General features: G+C 65.9%; 14 protein-coding genes. 5 read left to right on the top strand and 9 right to left on the bottom strand.

All coding sequences use genetic code 11. The features are described 5' to 3' along the window. Positions 1-13: 13 nt before the first annotated feature. Together PVE73_RS16225 and PVE73_RS16220 are read left to right on the top strand one after the other, a co-directional pair. The gene (locus tag PVE73_RS16225; RefSeq protein ID WP_277363237.1) at positions 14-376 is read left to right on the top strand and encodes a metalloregulator ArsR/SmtB family transcription factor; all 363 of its coding nucleotides are present in this window, start codon (positions 14-16) and stop codon (positions 374-376) included. A 4-nt stretch (positions 377-380) separates the two neighbouring features. Further along, positions 381-2,258: an ABC transporter ATP-binding protein/permease gene (locus PVE73_RS16220; protein ID WP_277363236.1), complete on the top strand. Its 1,878-nt coding sequence runs from the start codon at positions 381-383 to the stop codon at positions 2,256-2,258. A gap of 228 nt (positions 2,259-2,486) precedes the next feature. Here PVE73_RS16220 and PVE73_RS16215 read toward each other — a convergent pair whose 3' ends face one another. Next, the gene (locus PVE73_RS16215) at positions 2,487-3,632 is read right to left on the bottom strand and encodes a hypothetical protein (RefSeq protein ID WP_277363235.1); all 1,146 of its coding nucleotides are present in this window, start codon (positions 3,630-3,632) and stop codon (positions 2,487-2,489) included. A 344-nt stretch (positions 3,633-3,976) separates the two neighbouring features. Between PVE73_RS16215 and PVE73_RS16210 the strand changes: the two genes are divergently transcribed. Next, positions 3,977-4,594 carry a transglutaminase-like cysteine peptidase gene (locus PVE73_RS16210; RefSeq protein WP_277363234.1) on the top strand — a complete coding sequence of 206 codons (618 nt, stop codon included), beginning with the start codon at positions 3,977-3,979 and terminating at the stop codon, positions 4,592-4,594. Between the two features lie 48 nt (positions 4,595-4,642). On the opposite strand, the gene PVE73_RS16205 is transcribed toward PVE73_RS16210, so the two are convergent. Next, the gene (locus PVE73_RS16205; RefSeq protein ID WP_277363233.1) at positions 4,643-5,086 is read right to left on the bottom strand and encodes a hypothetical protein; all 444 of its coding nucleotides are present in this window, start codon (positions 5,084-5,086) and stop codon (positions 4,643-4,645) included. 196 nt (positions 5,087-5,282) lie between these two features. Here PVE73_RS16205 and PVE73_RS16200 point away from each other — a divergent pair, with 196 nt between their 5' ends. Both PVE73_RS16200 and pssA read left to right on the top strand, forming a co-directional pair. Continuing rightward, the gene (locus PVE73_RS16200; protein ID WP_277363232.1) at positions 5,283-5,978 is read left to right on the top strand and encodes a phosphatidylserine decarboxylase; all 696 of its coding nucleotides are present in this window, start codon (positions 5,283-5,285) and stop codon (positions 5,976-5,978) included. 2 nt (positions 5,979-5,980) lie between these two features. Continuing rightward, positions 5,981-6,793, top strand: coding sequence for a CDP-diacylglycerol--serine O-phosphatidyltransferase (gene pssA, locus PVE73_RS16195; protein WP_277363231.1), 813 nt, complete (start codon positions 5,981-5,983; stop codon positions 6,791-6,793). Between the two features lie 22 nt (positions 6,794-6,815). Here the strand turns inward: pssA and PVE73_RS16190 are convergent, their stop codons facing one another. The 7 genes from PVE73_RS16190 to PVE73_RS16160 all read right to left on the bottom strand — a co-directional run bounded on the left by PVE73_RS16190 (position 6,816) and on the right by PVE73_RS16160 (position 14,782). Continuing rightward, a complete protein-coding gene (locus tag PVE73_RS16190) occupies positions 6,816-7,532 on the bottom strand; it encodes a 2-acyl-glycerophospho-ethanolamine acyltransferase (RefSeq protein WP_277363230.1) in 717 nt (238 codons plus the stop codon). Between the two features lie 185 nt (positions 7,533-7,717). After that, on the bottom strand, positions 7,718-8,464 hold the full coding sequence (locus tag PVE73_RS16185) for an SDR family NAD(P)-dependent oxidoreductase (protein WP_277363229.1): 747 nt from the start codon (positions 8,462-8,464) through the stop codon (positions 7,718-7,720). Positions 8,465-8,492: 28 nt separating this feature from the next. Then, the gene (purF, locus tag PVE73_RS16180; RefSeq protein ID WP_277363228.1) at positions 8,493-9,965 is read right to left on the bottom strand and encodes an amidophosphoribosyltransferase; all 1,473 of its coding nucleotides are present in this window, start codon (positions 9,963-9,965) and stop codon (positions 8,493-8,495) included. A gap of 51 nt (positions 9,966-10,016) precedes the next feature. Next, a complete protein-coding gene (locus PVE73_RS16175) occupies positions 10,017-10,592 on the bottom strand; it encodes a CvpA family protein (protein ID WP_277363227.1) in 576 nt (191 codons plus the stop codon). A 68-nt stretch (positions 10,593-10,660) separates the two neighbouring features. Beyond that, positions 10,661-12,049 carry a DNA repair protein RadA gene (radA, locus tag PVE73_RS16170; protein ID WP_277363226.1) on the bottom strand — a complete coding sequence of 463 codons (1,389 nt, stop codon included), beginning with the start codon at positions 12,047-12,049 and terminating at the stop codon, positions 10,661-10,663. Positions 12,050-12,129: 80 nt separating this feature from the next. Then, positions 12,130-13,290, bottom strand: a complete 1,161-nt coding sequence (alr, locus tag PVE73_RS16165; RefSeq protein WP_277363225.1) for an alanine racemase — start codon at positions 13,288-13,290, stop codon at positions 12,130-12,132. Between the two features lies 1 nt (position 13,291). Continuing rightward, positions 13,292-14,782, bottom strand: a complete 1,491-nt coding sequence (locus tag PVE73_RS16160; protein ID WP_277363224.1) for a replicative DNA helicase — start codon at positions 14,780-14,782, stop codon at positions 13,292-13,294. Between the last annotated feature and the right edge of the window lie 181 nt (positions 14,783-14,963).

Here is a 14,963-nt window from a genome sequence, read left to right as displayed (position 1 = left end):
TCGCCGATATACGATGAAAGAGCATGACGAAGATCTCCTCTCCATGGCGACCGGCTGCTGCGCGCCGGAGGCGCTGGCGCGGGGGCTCGCTGCGCTTTCCCATCCGGCCCGCATCGAGATCCTGCGCCAGCTCGCCGCGGCTGATGCCTGTTGCTGCAAGGATGTCGCGGGGCGCCTGCCGCTTGCCCAATCCACCGTCTCGCAACATCTGAAGGTGCTTCTGGACGCCGGGTTGGTGCGCATGCGGCCGCAGGCCCAGCGGTCCAACTATACGATCGACAGGGAAGCGCTCCTTGCGCTGTCCCGTGCCTTCAACGGTCTGGTTTCCGACTGCATGGCCGCCAGTACCGCCCCATCCGAGAACGGGAAGAGCTGAGCCGATGGCCAAGACCGTTTCCGCCGAATCCGGCTCCGTGCTGCGCACGCTCGCCAATCTCTGGCCGTTTATGTGGCCCTCCAGCCGGCCGGACCTGAAGGCGCGCGTGGCCACCGCCGGTTTCTTCCTGGTGCTGGGCCAGGTCGTTCTGGTGCTCGTGCCCTTCTTCTACAAATGGGCCACGAACGCGCTTTCGGGCGGTGGAGCCCTGCCTGCCTATCTGCCCGCCTTCCTCGCCGCTCCGCTGATGCTGGTGGTGGCCTACAACCTGATGCGCATCGTCCAGCTCGGCCTCGACCAGCTCAACGAGGCGCTCTTCGCGCGCGTCGGCCAGAACGCGGTGCGCCAGCTCGCCCGCCGCACCTTCGTGCACATGCATTCGCTGTCCCTGCGCTTCCATCTGGAGCGCAAGACGGGCGGCCTGTCGCGCATCATCGAGCGTGGCACCAAGGGCATCGAATCCATCGTCCGGCTGGCGATCCTGAGCGCCGTGCCCACCATGATCGAGTTCGCGCTGGTCGCTGTCATCTTCGCGGTGAACTATGGCTGGATCTACGTGACCATCATGGCCGCCACCGTGTGCCTCTATGTCTGGTTCACCATCCGGGCGAGCGACTGGCGCATCGGCATCCGCCGGCAGATGAACGAGTCCGACACGGAGGCCAACACAAAGGCGATCGATTCGCTGCTCAATTTCGAGACGGTGAAGTATTTCAACAACGAGGCGATGGAGGCCCGCCGCTTCGATGCCTCCATGGGCCGCTACGAGGAGGCGGCGACGAAGACCTGGACCTCGCTCGGCTGGCTCAATTTCGGCCAGGGGGTGATCTTCGGGCTGGGCATGATGGCCTCCATGGGGCTGTCCGCCTGGGAGGTGATGCGGGGCACGCAGACGATTGGCGACTTCGTCTTCATCAACGCCATGCTGATGCAGCTTTCCGTGCCGCTCAATTTCATCGGTTTCATGTATCGCGAGATCCGCCAGGGGCTGACGGATATCGAGCAGATGTTCGACCTGCTCGACGTGCCGCCCGAGGTGAAGGACAAGCCGGGAGCAGGGCCGCTCGAGGTGACGGAAGGCGATGTGCGTTTCGAAAATGTGGTGTTCGCTTACGATCCCGCCCGGCCGATCCTGAAGGGCATCAGCTTCGACATCCCCGCCGGCCGGACGGTGGCCGTGGTCGGCCCCTCGGGTGCGGGCAAGTCGACCATCTCGCGCCTGCTCTTCCGCTTCTACGACATCCAGCAGGGCGCGATCCGGATCGACGGGCAGGATGTGCGCGACGTCACCCAGGAGAGCCTGCGGGCGGCGATCGGCATGGTCCCGCAGGACACGGTGCTTTTCAACGACACTATTCGCTACAACATCCGCTACGGCCGGCCCGGTGCCACGGACGAGGAGGTTCGCCGCGCGGCCGAACTCGCCCAGATCAGCGGTTTCGTGGAAAGCCTGCCGGACGGTTACGACACCATGGTTGGCGAGCGTGGCCTGAAGCTCTCGGGCGGCGAGAAGCAGCGCGTGGCGATCGCCCGCACCATCCTGAAGGCGCCGCCGATCCTCATCCTGGACGAGGCGACCTCCGCGCTCGACACGCATACGGAGCAGGAGATCCAGGCGGCCTTGGACATGGTGAGCCGGGGGCGCACCACCCTGGTCATCGCCCATCGCCTGTCGACCGTGATCGGCGCCGACGAGATCATCGTCCTGAAGGACGGGCGCATCGCCGAGCGCGGAACCCATCGCGAGCTGCTCGACGCACGCGGGCTTTATGCCGACATGTGGGCGCGCCAGCGTGAGGCGAGTGAGGCCGAGGAGCGCCTGCGCCGCGCCCGCGAGACGGACGAGATGGGCGTCGTGGTGCGCAAGGCGCCGACCTATTGAGGCGGAAGCGTGTGCGCTTTCCGCCTCACGACGCCCTTCGCTGCCGCAACTCAGAAAGCCTCGTTTGCGGCGGGACTGGCGCTCGGCGGCCAGGAAATGAGAATCTCATGCCGGCAGCAGGGTAGGATCGGGCAAGCCTCCCCGGTTACTGAAAAAAGGAGGACCGCTCTCCCTCGAGCAGCCCTCCAGTCGTACGGATCGCAATTGCGGTCCGCCTCCCGATGCGCCTTACCCTTTGAAACTTCCGTGCGCATCCCCCTTGCCCGAGTTTCCTGTTGGGCCGAAATCGCCGGACGAATGCGGCCCCGGTCCTTCACCGGCCGATCCGACGTTCTTGTCGTTGCCGGGATTCCCTTTGCCGCCCCAGCCGCCGCCGTGGCCACCGCCCCAGCCGCCGCCGTGGCCGCCGCCATGGCCGCCGCCGTGGCCACCGCCGTGGCCACCGCCCCAGCCGCCGCCATGGCCACCACCGCCGTGACCGCCGCCATGGCCACCGCCCCAGCCGCCGCCGTGACCGCCACCATGGCCGCCGCCGTGACCGCCACCATGGCCGCCGCCGTGACCGCCACCATGGCCGCCGCCGTGACCGCCACCATGGCCACCGCCATGGCCACCGCCGTTGTCGCCGCCGCCGTTGTCGCCGCCGCCGTTGTCGCCGCCGCCGTTGTCGCCGCCGCCGTTGTCGCCGCCGCCGTTGTCGCCGCCGCCGCCGTTGTCGCCGCCGCCGCCGTTGTCGCCGCCGCCGTTGTCGCCGCCGCCGCCGTTGTCGCCGCCGCCGTTGTCGCCGCCGCCGTTGTCGCCGCCGCCGCCGTTGTCGCCGCCGCCGTTGTCGCCGCCGCCGTTGTCGCCGCCGCCGTTGTCGCCGCCGCCGTTGTCGCCGCCGCCGTTGTCGCCGCCGCCGCCGTTGTCGCCGCCGCCGTTGTCGCCGCCGCCGTTGTCGCCGCCGCCGTTGTCGCCGCCGCCGTTGTCGCCGCCGCCGCTGCCGCCGCCGCCATTGTCGCCGCCGCCACCGCCGTTGTCGCCGCCGCCGCTACCGACGCCGCCACCGAAGCCGAGGCTGATGCCGCCGAAGTTGCTGTCTTCGCTGTTGCTGAAACGGCTTTCGCTGCCGCCGAAGGCGTTGATGGTGTCCTGGATGCGGCTCGTCGTGAGCGGCGGACATTGCGCCAGCTCTTCGCGGGTAAGCAGCCGGTTCCGATTGAGCGCGATGCAGCAAAGCGTATAATTCTGATCCGTCAGCGGACTGCACTGTTCACGGGCAAGAACCGGCCGGACGTTGCTTTGAGCCTGCGCTGGCACGGCAGCTACGGATGAGATGAATCCGACTGTTGCCAGCATTGTCGTGTTGTATATTATGTATTTTACGAGTCGCATTTCCTTTTCCCCCAACTCAAAGAAGATGCGACGGAACTTACATTTATAAGTTGATTATAAATATATATGTAACGCATTAGTTGTTGTGATCAATATTGATGAACGTATAGATCGAATTGATTGTCTCCCTGCCTGCTCTTGAGGTAATTCCTCCGTCATCCTCATTAGAAGGGTAGGCCACTTATCGTCCGCGCGGAGGACGCCGCCTCTCGCGCATTTGGGGGAAAGGCGAAGCTTTCCGCCCGTAACGTTTCGTTTGTGGAGAGCGCCTTCGGTGGCTTCGGCAGGAGTTGCTTAACGTTCCGGTGCCAATCTAGGGGATGCCTACCGACAGGGGTCCCACGATGCGTCCCAGAATAGCCTTGCTCGCTCTCCTCCTTGCAAGCGCAGGCTGCAGCAGCACTTCGACCGGTTCGATTTCGCCCTTGCCGGAGCGGACGGAAGCTTCCATAGGCGGCGGCACGCGCATGCAGATGCTGGGGCACGCTTTCGCACCCCCGGCGTTCCATGATTTCTGCAATCGCTATAAGGCCCTTTGCGCCACGGACGGGAGCTTGAGGCCGGTGGAACTGACCACCCGGCACCATGCCGAGCTCGCAAGTGTCAACAAGGCGGTGAACCGGCGCGTGATCGAGCGCTCCGATCTGGCCACGACGGGCCGGGAGGACGACTGGAGGCTGCCGGGGAAATACGGAGACTGCGAGGACTTCGCCCTTCTCAAGAAGGCGGAACTCATGAAGCTCGGCTGGCCGGCATCGGCCCTGCTTCTTACGGTGGCCCGCAGCGGCGGGGAGGGGCACACCGTGCTCACGGTGCGCACCACAAAGGGCGACCTCGTGCTGGATAACATGACCGACGCGGTGAAGGACTGGTCGCGCACGCCCTATCGCTATTTCGCGCGGCAGTCACCGGGGAATGGCCGGAACTGGGAGCGCATCGGCACGGCCAAACCGGTCATCTGACGATCCGGGTTGTAGCGCGCCACCAAAGGCGGCGCGCTACACTGTTACTCAGGCAAATCCGAAGAAGCGGCTGATGCCGCGCATCACCCTTGCACGGCGTTCCTTCCGGTCTGCATGCTGGCGTAGGCGCCTGGCAACCACCGGTCCCGTCATGCTGCCGTGATAGCGGCAGTCGCAGAGGAGCAGATGCGCATCATGGTCGCTCATGTCGAAGAAATCCATCGTATCGCCGAGCCGGTCGCTCTTGAGGCCTTCTTCGCGCAGCATGGGATCGCTGAATGCGACGGTGAGCGGCGTGTTGGCGCCCCGATAGGCCCGGCGTTCGTCGGGAGAAAGATATTCGACCCGCCTCAGCGCATTCAGCGCGCCTTCATGCTGGTCGAGCAGTTCCGCCCAACGCTCGATCCGTTGGCGGCGCGACATTCTGGGTTGCGGCGGTAGCGTGTAGGTCGTTGCGGTTGCGGTCAGTTCCTGCGGGCTCTGGTATTTCATGGAGGCCTCCCTCGAAATGTCCATCCATGAACCTGGAACTAGAGCGCGGGCGCAAAGCCGACAGGGCGGGAGTTTCTCCCGTGACAATCACAATTTATGTACAATTGAAACAATGAGACAGTCATCACCCCGCGTTGCAGGCGGAAGCCCTTTCCGATAGGAGGACCAGACCTCAGTTGCCGGGAAGCGGAGAGCCATGAGCCTAGCAGATACGATCAGGAACACGCTGGTGCCCATTCACCGCGAGGGGTACCGTTTCATCGCCGGCTTCGCGGTCGGCTCGGTCATTCTCGGCCTTGTCTGGGAGCCGCTCTTCTGGATCGGGTTGCTGCTGACGGCCTGGTGCGCCTACTTCTTCCGCGATCCGCCGAGAATCACGCCGGTGGACGACCGGCTGGTCATCGCGCCGGCCGACGGCATCGTCTCCTCCGTGGGGCCCGCGCTTCCTCCCCCGGAACTCGGGCTTTCCGGCGAGATGACGCGCGTTTCGGTCTTCATGAACGTGTTCTCCTGCCACATCAACCGCGCGCCGGTGCGCGGCCGCATCTCGCTCATCGAGCACCGGCCGGGCCGCTTCCTCAACGCCGACCTGGACAAGGCGAGCACGGAGAACGAGCGCAACAGCCTGATCATCGAAAGCCCGCACGGTCCCGTCGCGGTCGTGCAGATTGCGGGTCTCGTCGCGCGCCGCATCCTCTGCTGGGCCGAGGCGCCGGGCGAGATTTCCGTGGGCGAGCGCTTCGGCCTCATCCGCTTCGGCTCGCGTGTCGACGTGTATCTCCCGCGGGAGGCGCGCCCGCGCGTGGCCATCGGCCAGGTCTCCGTGGGCGGTGAAACCATCATCGCCGAGTTCGGCAGCGACGCTCCGCCGCCGTTCGTGCGGGTCTCCTGACCATGGCCGGACCGTTTCCTCCTTTCGAACCGCATGGCGGCGGTGGCCCGCGCATCCGCGAGATCCCGTTGCGCGTGATGGTGCCGAACCTCATCACGGTGCTTGCCATCTGTGCCGGGCTTTCCGGTATCCGGCTCGCCTTCGAGCACCGCATGGAGCTTGCCGTGATCATGGTGCTCATAGCCGCCTTCCTCGACGGGGTGGACGGGCGCATCGCGCGCATGCTCAAGGCCTCGTCGAAATTCGGCGAGCAGATGGATTCGCTTGCCGACATCGTCAATTTCGGCGTGGCGCCGGCCTTGGTGCTTTATGCCTATCTGCTCGATCGGGCAGGGGCCATCGGCTGGATCGCAGCGCTTCTCTTCGCCATCGCTTGCGGCCTGAGACTCGCGCGCTTCAACGTGATGCTCGACGATCATGAGCGCCCGGCCTGGCAGGCGGACTATTTCGTTGGCGTGCCCGCGCCGGCGGGCGCCGTCCTCGTGATGCTGCCCGTTTATCTCGGATTTCTCGGTATGGAGACGAGCCGTTCCGTAGCGTTTGCAGCTTGCGCCTATACGCTCGTCATCGCCTTCCTGCTGGTAAGCCGCCTGCCGGTCTACTCCGGCAAGGCTTCGGGCAGCCGCGTGCGCCGGGAACTGGCGATACCGCTGATGCTGGGCGTAGTCTTCTACGCCCTGCTGCTTGCGAGCTACACCTGGCTCACCATGGCCGTGTCGGCGATCCTCTATCTCGCCTCGCTCGTCTGGAGCGTGCGCGCCTATTCACGGCGCGCGGCACGGGAGGCGAAAGCGGGGGACGAAACGGCCGGCTGAAGATGCCGCCGCCGGCGGCCGATCAGGCAGGTTCATGCGTTTCCGCCCTGGAAGCCGTTTGGCTGCGCACGGCGAGCATGCGGTCGAAGAAGGCGTTCGCTCCCATCGGCTTCTCGCCATCGGCAAGAGCCACCATCTGCGGAACGGTCATGGGTTCGAGCGCCGTGATCCGGAATTTCGGCGCGAGGCGCGCGGCCTCGCCCGGTGAGAGCGAGAAGGGCGAGCGCACAGCACCCTCCACATGGATGGGCACGATCCGCGCGTCCGCATTGGAGGCGATGCGCGCGATCGCGCGGAACAGCCGGAAGGACTTGGAATCCGGCGAGACGTCATCCGGCAGATAGACCGCGAGGCGCCCGCCGGCCCTCAGCCGGCGCGCAAGACGGCGGCTGACGAAGACATGATGCGCGTTGAAAATGATCGTGCGCGCCAATGCGCGCCAGGGATCCAGCCAGAAACTGCGGGCCGAGGCTTCATCGAGAATGTGCAGCGTGTCGGGAGGCAGCAGGCAGAGCATCAGGGCCGGCTCGATCCGTGATCGGTGCCAGACCGCATAGATGACGGGAGGCTGCGCGGCGCGCGCGTTCCGCAGCCGCCTGTCTTCGATGCGGAAAAAGGCCTTGAAGGGAGCGTAGAGCATCCCCTGCTGCAGGCTGATCCCGAGCCGCAGCACGGAATAGATCCCGACCGCGAACCAAAGGGCGATGATCGCGCACAGGAGCGCAAGGGCCATCAGCATTCCGCACCTCTCCTCACCGGGCGTCCTCCTGCGGCAAGAACGATTTCATCGTCAGTATGGTTATGTGAAACGGGCGTGACCGACGGCCAGTGTTTTCGTTCCCGGATACGGCTTCTCGTGGCCGTTGCACGTAGCAAGGGTAACGGAAGAGCGGGCAAGGTCAATCCGGCCTGTGAAGGGATGGCCTATTCCGGCATCCGGTAATGCGTGAAGCGGTCGAGCCGGACATCATAGATGAGGCCGGTTTCGGTGAGGGAAGGGCTTGCGAGCGGCAGAATCTTCCCTGCCACCTCGCGCGGGTGGGGCAGGGTCTCGGGATTCTCGCCCGGCATGGCCTGTGCACGCATCGCCGTGCGCGTGGCGCCCGGATTTACGGCATTTACGCGAAGCGGCATGTTCCTGGTCTCGTCCGCCCAGGAGCGCGCCAGCGCCTCGACGGCCGCCTTGGAAGCCGCGTAGGGGGCCCAGAAGGCACGCGCCGAATGCGCCGCCCCAGACGACATGACGATCGCCCGGCCGGCATCGGAGGCCCTCAGCAGCGGGTCGACCGAGCGGATGAGCCGCCATGTGGAGGTGATGTTGACGGTCATCACCTTCTCGAAGGTCTTGGCCTCCACATGGCCGATGGGCGCGATCACGCCGAGAATGCCGGCATTGGCGACGAGCACGTCGAGCTTGCCCCAGCGCTCGTGGATCGCCCCGCCCATGCGATCGATCCCGGCCATGTCGGTCAGGTCGAGCGGCACCAGCGTGGCTTGCCCGCCGAGGGCCTTGATCTCGTCGTCCAGTTCCTCGAGCCCACCCACAGTGCGGGCGACGGCGATCACATGGGCGCCGGCGGCGGCCAGCCCTTTGGCCAGGAAATAGCCGATGCCGCGCGAAGCGCCGGTCACGAGCGCGATACGGCCTGAAAGGTCGAGAGGTTCGGTCATGCCTTGCCTTGTTCCGGGTGAGGGGAGGCTACTGCCCGCCGGCGGCCAGCAACGAGAGCTGGCGCACATTGTCGGTGCCGTGCTGATCGGTGAGCTGCGTGGGATATTCGGTGGTGAAGCAGGCATCGCAGAATTGCGGCGCCGCATCGTCGCGCTGAGCTTCGCCCACGGCCCTGTAGAGCCCGTTGATGGACAGGAAGCCGAGAGAATCGACACGGATGAAATCCGCCATCTCCTCGATCGACATGCGCGAGGCGAGCAGCTTCGCCGTCTGCGGCGTGTCGACGCCATAGAAGCAGGAGGCGCGGGTGGGCGGAGAGGCGATGCGCATATGCACCTCCTTCGCACCCGCTTCGCGCACCATCTGCACGATCTTCTGGCTGGTCGTGCCGCGCACGATGGAATCGTCCACCAGCACCACGCGCTTGCCCTCGATCGAGCGGCGGTTGGCGTTGTGCTTCAGCTTCACGCCCATGTGCCGGATCGCGTCGGTGGGCTGGATGAAGGTTCGGCCCACATAGTGGTTGCGGATGATGCCAAGCTCGAAGGGGATGCCCGCTTCCTGGGAGAAGCCGATGGCTGCCGGCGTGCCGGAGTCCGGTACGGGAATCACGATATCGGCCTCGACGGGGCTTTCCCGGGCGAGCTCCGCGCCGATGCGCTTGCGCACCTCGTAGACGTTGCGGCCCTCGACCGAAGAATCGGGGCGAGCGAAATAGACATATTCGAAGATGCAGAAGCGCTGGCGTACGGGCTCGAAGGGAAAATGGCTCTCGATGCCCTGCTCGGTGACGACCACCATCTCGCCGGCATCAAGGTCGCGCACGAAGCGCGCGCCGATGATGTCGAGCGCGCAGGTCTCCGAGGCGAGAATGTAGGAGCCGTCGAGATCACCCAGCACGAGGGGGCGAATGCCCAGCGGATCCCGGCAGCCGATCATTTTCTTGGAGGTGAGCGCCACCAGCGAAAAAGCGCCTTCAAGCTGGCGCACCGCGTCGATGAAGCGCGCGTTGAGGTTGTTTTCCTTGCTGGAGGCGACGAGATGGAGGATCGTCTCGGTATCGGAGGTGGAGGAGAAGATGGCGCCCTGTTTCTGCAGGCGCCGCTGCACGGTCATTGCATTGGTGATGTTGCCGTTGTGGGCGAGCGCCAGCCCGCCATCGGCAAGCTCGGCGAAGAAGGGCTGGACATTGCGAAGGCCCGAGCCGCCGGTGGTGGAGTATCGCGTGTGGCCGATGGCGCGCGAACCTTTCAGCCGTTCGAGCACCGCCGGCTTGGTGAAGGTGTCGCCGATGAGGCCGATATGCCGCTCCACATGGAACTGGCTGCCGTCGAAGGAGACGATGCCGGCCGCCTCCTGGCCGCGGTGCTGGAGCGCATGCAGCCCCAGCGTGGCGATCGCGGCGGCATCCTGGCGTCCGAAAATACCGAACACGCCGCATTCGTCGTGGAAATGATCGTCGGCTTCGCCCATCAGAGGCAAATTCTCAACTTCCGCCATCGCTGGCCGCCCCGTTTTTCCGTCGGTTCCGTTGGCGGCCATCTCAGGCCGTCAGTTGTTCGTTCCTGGCTCGCCCGCCGCGCCCGGCTGGGGCGATCCGCTCTCCGGGATCGCCGCATCGGGCGAGAGCCGGTCGAAAATCGCCGTCTCGGGATCCGCCGGCAGCAGGCCCTGCAGCCAGGTGCCCACAGCCTCCAGCAACGGCCGCGATTTCGCTTCGGTGATCCAGGTCGGCGGGTTCGATCCAAGCAACCAGTTGAGGAACAGAAGGGCCACCGCGACCACCAGGACACCGCGCGCGGCGCCGTAAAGAAAGCCCAGCGTACGGTCCAGCGCGCCGATTCGCGAATCCACGATGAAGTCGGCGATCTTCATGGTGATGATCGTTACCACGATCAGGGCCACGAAGAACACCGCTGCCGCAGCCGCGACGACGGCGAGCGTCGCGTTGTCTATATAGGGTGTTACATAGGGCAACACCACCGGGTAGAGGAAATAAGCCGCGATGGCCGCCAGAACCCAGGAGGCGATGGAGAGGATCTCGCGCGAGAAGCCGCGCACCATGGCCAGCATGGCCGATACGAGCGTGAAGCCCACGAGAATGCCGTCAAGCAGCGTGATTGGCATCTGTACCCCAGTTTTTCTTCACGCCAGGATATTCCTATACGCTCCTGTCGCGGCCTTTGGCCATTCCTTTATTCCGGTACCCGCGACCCCGCTATGCGGGCGACGAGATCCGCCAGTCCCTCGGGCCTGAACGCATCGGCGGCGATGCCGGCACCCAGATCCTCGTTGGCCGGCGGCATGACGGCCCGTGCGAAGCCCAACTTCTCGGCTTCCTTCAGCCGGCTTGCCGCATGCGCAACCGGGCGGACCGCGCCCGAGAGGCTGATTTCGCCGAAATAGACGCAATCGGGGGGCAGGGCAAGCCCGGTGAGGGAGGACACCAGCGCAGCCGCCACGGCAAGGTCGGCCGCAGGCTCGGAGATGCGGTAGCCGCCGGCGACGTTGAGATACACATCGTTTGTGGAAAAGCGCACGCCGCAATGGGCTTCGAGCACGGCAAGCACCATGGAGAGCCGGGCTCCGTCCCACCCGACCACCGCGCGCCGCGGGGTGCCGAGCGAGGAGGACGCGACCAGAGCCTGGATCTCCACGAGGACCGGCCGGGTCCCCTCCATGCCCGCGAAGACCGCGGCGCCGGGCGCCGCAGCGCTTCGCTCGCCGAGGAAAAGCTCGGACGGATTGGACACCTCCCGCAGGCCCCGGTCGCCCATCTCGAACACGCCGATTTCGTCGGTCGGGCCGAAGCGGTTCTTCACCGTCCGCAAGATCCGGTAGTGGTGCCCGCCTTCGCCCTCGAAGTAGAGCACGCCGTCCACCATGTGCTCCACCACGCGCGGCCCGGCGATCTGGCCCTCCTTGGTCACATGGCCGACCAGCACGATGGCCGCGCCCGTGGATTTCGCATAGCGAATCATCGCCTGCGCCGCCGCGCGCACCTGGGTCACGGTGCCCGGTGCGGATTCCACCATATCCGTCCACAGTGTCTGAATGGAATCGAGGATCACGAGGTCGGGCCGCCTGCCGTCCTCGATGGTGGCGAGGATATTCTCCACATTGGTTTCGGCGGCAAGCTCCACCGCGGTCTCCGCCACGCCCAGGCGCTGCGCGCGCAGCCGGATCTGCGCGACGGCTTCCTCGCCCGAGACATAGACGATGCGGTGGCCTCTTGAAGCGAGTGCGGCCGCCGCCTGGGTGAGCAGCGTCGACTTGCCGATGCCGGGGTCCCCTCCGACGAGCAGGGCGGAGCCTCGCACGAAGCCGCCGCCGGTCGCCCGGTCGAGTTCGCCGATGCCGGTGACGATACGCGGCGCATCCTCGATGTCACCCGAAAGGGTGGTGAGGGCCACGGGCCGCCCGGGCCGAGCCTTGCGAAGCGACTGCGGCCCGGCGCCGATGCCGCTCACCGTGCCTTCTTCCACGAGCGTGTTCCACTCGCCGCAGCCGTCGCATTTGCCCGCCCAGCGCGCGTGCACCGTGCCGCAATTCTGGCAGACGAACTGGATGCGGGGCTTGGCCATTCAGCCGATGACCTCTCTGCGAGATGCGCCCGTCTCGCCCCAGAGGGGGGCGTGCGGAGCGCGGCTTACCAGCATGACCGTCACGACTCCCCTCCCACATAGTCCCGATGATACCGCCGCCCGAGCGACGTCAGCAGCTCGTAGGAAACCGTTCCCGCGCCTTCGGCCACTTCGTCGATCGGCATGTTCGGCCCGAAGAGCTCGATGTGGTCGCCCACGGTCACCGCATCGGGGCCGAGTTCGGTCACGTCGAAGAGCGTGAGATCCATCGTCACGCGGCCGAGCACGGGAACCCTCTGCCCGTGGATGAAGCCCTTGGCTGCCGTCTGCCTGAGCGGAACGCCTGCGCCGGAGGCGGCACGGTGATAGCCGTCCGCATAGCCGGTGGAACAGACGGCGATGATGCTGTCCCGCTGGAGCGGCGTGGCGCCATAGCTTGCCGTTTCCCCGGCCATCGCCCGGCGCACCTGCACCACGCGCGTCTCGGCCGTCGCTACCACGCGCATCGGATTTGCAGCGCCGGTCACGGGCGTCCCGCCATAGAGCGCGATGCCCGGTCGGGTGACGTCGCAGAGGAAATCGCCGCCGAGAAAAATGCCGGCCGAGTTGCAGAGACTTGATTCGCTTTGTGGGAAAAGTGCCCTAACCGACTGAAATGATTCCAGTTGCCGGCGGTTCAGCGGGTGCCCGGGCGTGTCCGCGCAGGCAAGGTGGCTCATGACCAGGATGGGGGTGAGCGCGCCGGTGAGCGCGTTCTCCTCCGCAAGCGCCCGCGCCCTTTCCGGCGTCAGGCCGAGCCGGTTCATGCCCGTATCCACATGGACGGCGCACGGGCGGGGACGCTCGTCGTCCCAGCCATGGGCCTCCCAGAGCGAGAGATCGCTCTGGGAGTTGAGGACCGGGATCAGTCGCGCCTCGCGATAGGCAGCTGCCGCCTCCACCGCGAAGAGGCCGGCAAGCACGAAGATCTCCGCTTCGGCCAGCACCGCGCGTAGCGCCACGCCCTCATGCGGCAGCGCCACGAAGAAGCGCCGGCACCCCGCCGCCCAGAGGGCCCACGCCGCCGGGGCGAGTCCGAGGCCGTAGGCATCGGCCTTCAGCACGGCGGATGCCTCAGCCGGCGCGGAGCGCTGCGCGAGCAGCCGATAGTTCGCCGTAAGCGCATCGAGATCGATCGTCAGCCGACCGCCCGCCAGATGGGGCGGGGGACCGCTGTCGGTTCTGGGCGGGGGATATGCCACGCTACTCGAAACGCTCCGGCAGGTGCGAATCCTCCGCCAGATCGAAGAAGCGAGTGAACTCGCCCTGGAAGCCGAGGGCCACGGTGCCCGTGGGGCCGTGGCGCTGCTTGGCGATGATGACCTCGGCCTTGCCGCGCGCCTCGTTCATCTCCGTCTCCCACTTCAGATATTCCTCGGTGCCCGGCTTCGGTTCGCGGTTCTTGAGATAATATTCCTCGCGGTAGACGAAGAGAACCACGTCGGCGTCTTGCTCGATCGAGCCCGATTCGCGCAGGTCCGACAGTTGCGGGCGTTTGTCGTCGCGGTTTTCCACCTGGCGCGAGAGCTGCGAGAGCGCAATGATCGGCGTGCCGAGTTCCTTGGCGAGCGCCTTGAGGCCGGTGGTGATCTCGGTGATCTCCTGCACGCGGTTCTGCTGCGATTTGGCCGAGGAGCCCTGCATGAGCTGCACATAGTCGATGACGATAACGTCGAGGCCGCGCTGGCGTTTCAGGCGCCTGGCGCGCGCGGCGAGCTGGGCGATGGAGATGCCGCCCGTCTGGTCGATGAAGAGCGGGATCTTCTGCATCATCTGCGCGCAGCCGACCAGCTTCTCGAACTCGGCCTCGGTGATCTCGCCGCGGCGGATCTTGGAGGAGGGGATTTCGGTCTGCTCGGAGATGATACGCGTGGCGAGCTGCTCGGACGACATTTCGAGCGAGAAGAAGCCCACAACGCCGCCATTGGCCGCCTTGAAGGAGCCGTCTGCCTGCTGGGCAGGTTCGTAGGCCGCGGCGATGTTGAAGGCGATATTGGTGGCGAGCGAGGTCTTGCCCATGCCGGGACGACCGGCGAGGATGATGAGATCCGACGGCTGCAGGCCGCCCATGCGCCGGTCCAGGTCGCGCAGGCCCGCGGAGATGCCGGAGAGACCGCCGTCGCGCATGAAGGCGGCGTTGGCCATGTCGATGGCCGTCTTGGTGGCATCGCCGAAGCTCTCGAAGCCGCCATCATAGCGGCCGGTCTCCGCCAGCTCGAAGAGGCGCCGCTCCGCATCCTCGATCTGCGCCTGGGGTGCCATGTCGACCGGTGCGTCATAGGCGATGTTGACCATGTCCTCGCCGACCGTGATCAGCGCGCGGCGGACGGCGAGGTCGTAGATCGCGCGGCCGTAATCGGCGGCGTTGATGATGGTGACGGCTTCCGCCGCGAGCCGCGCCAGATACTGCGCCACCGTGAGCTCGCCCACCTTCTCCTCTGCCGGCAGGAAGGTCTTGATCGTGATCGGGCTCGCGATCTTGCCCATACGGATGAACTCGGCGGCCACCTCGTAGATCCTGCGGTGGAGCGGTTCGTAGAAGTGATTCGGCTTCAGGAAATCGGAGACGCGGTAGAAGGCGTCGTTGTTGACCAGGATCGCTCCCAGCAGGGCCTGCTCGGCCTCGATATTGTTTGGAGCTTCCCGATAAAGCGGCGTCTCCGGCGAGTTCAGCTTGCGGACTGCGTCGGCCATCTGGTTCCCATGTCAGTTGATGGCGCCCGGAACCAGCAGACATGATCCGGCGCCCCCCAGCCCGGTCCTAAACCCTCGGCGCCCGTCTTGTAAGCCAGCTTCATCACGATCGGGCCAAAGCGCACGATATCCACATCCAATGCAATCGACACCGCGAAAAGGGCTTTCCGGCCCCTTTCGC

Source organism: Chelativorans sp. AA-79 (assembly GCF_029457495.1).
In the GTDB taxonomy this organism is placed as follows: Bacteria; Pseudomonadota; Alphaproteobacteria; order Rhizobiales; family Rhizobiaceae; genus Chelativorans.
Note: the sequence above shows the minus strand (reverse complement) of the source record. Positions and strands in the feature narration are given on the sequence as shown.

Bases quoted from the DNA above. Each gene is read 5' to 3' on its own strand.
- PVE73_RS16225 (WP_277363237.1), top strand. From the start codon at position 14: ATGAAAGAGCATGACGAAGATCTCCTCTCCATGGCGACCGGCTGCTGC.
- PVE73_RS16220 (WP_277363236.1), top strand. From the start codon at position 381: ATGGCCAAGACCGTTTCCGCCGAATCCGGCTCCGTGCTGCGCACGCTC.
- PVE73_RS16215 (WP_277363235.1), bottom strand. From the start codon at position 3,632: ATGCGACTCGTAAAATACATAATATACAACACGACAATGCTGGCAACA.
- PVE73_RS16210 (WP_277363234.1), top strand. From the start codon at position 3,977: ATGCGTCCCAGAATAGCCTTGCTCGCTCTCCTCCTTGCAAGCGCAGGC.
- PVE73_RS16205 (WP_277363233.1), bottom strand. From the start codon at position 5,086: ATGAAATACCAGAGCCCGCAGGAACTGACCGCAACCGCAACGACCTAC.
- PVE73_RS16200 (WP_277363232.1), top strand. From the start codon at position 5,283: ATGAGCCTAGCAGATACGATCAGGAACACGCTGGTGCCCATTCACCGC.
- pssA (WP_277363231.1), top strand. From the start codon at position 5,981: ATGGCCGGACCGTTTCCTCCTTTCGAACCGCATGGCGGCGGTGGCCCG.
- PVE73_RS16190 (WP_277363230.1), bottom strand. From the start codon at position 7,532: ATGCTGATGGCCCTTGCGCTCCTGTGCGCGATCATCGCCCTTTGGTTC.
- PVE73_RS16185 (WP_277363229.1), bottom strand. From the start codon at position 8,464: ATGACCGAACCTCTCGACCTTTCAGGCCGTATCGCGCTCGTGACCGGC.
- purF (WP_277363228.1), bottom strand. From the start codon at position 9,965: ATGGCGGAAGTTGAGAATTTGCCTCTGATGGGCGAAGCCGACGATCAT.
- PVE73_RS16175 (WP_277363227.1), bottom strand. From the start codon at position 10,592: ATGCCAATCACGCTGCTTGACGGCATTCTCGTGGGCTTCACGCTCGTA.
- radA (WP_277363226.1), bottom strand. From the start codon at position 12,049: ATGGCCAAGCCCCGCATCCAGTTCGTCTGCCAGAATTGCGGCACGGTG.
- PVE73_RS16160 (WP_277363224.1), bottom strand. From the start codon at position 14,782: ATGGCCGACGCAGTCCGCAAGCTGAACTCGCCGGAGACGCCGCTTTAT.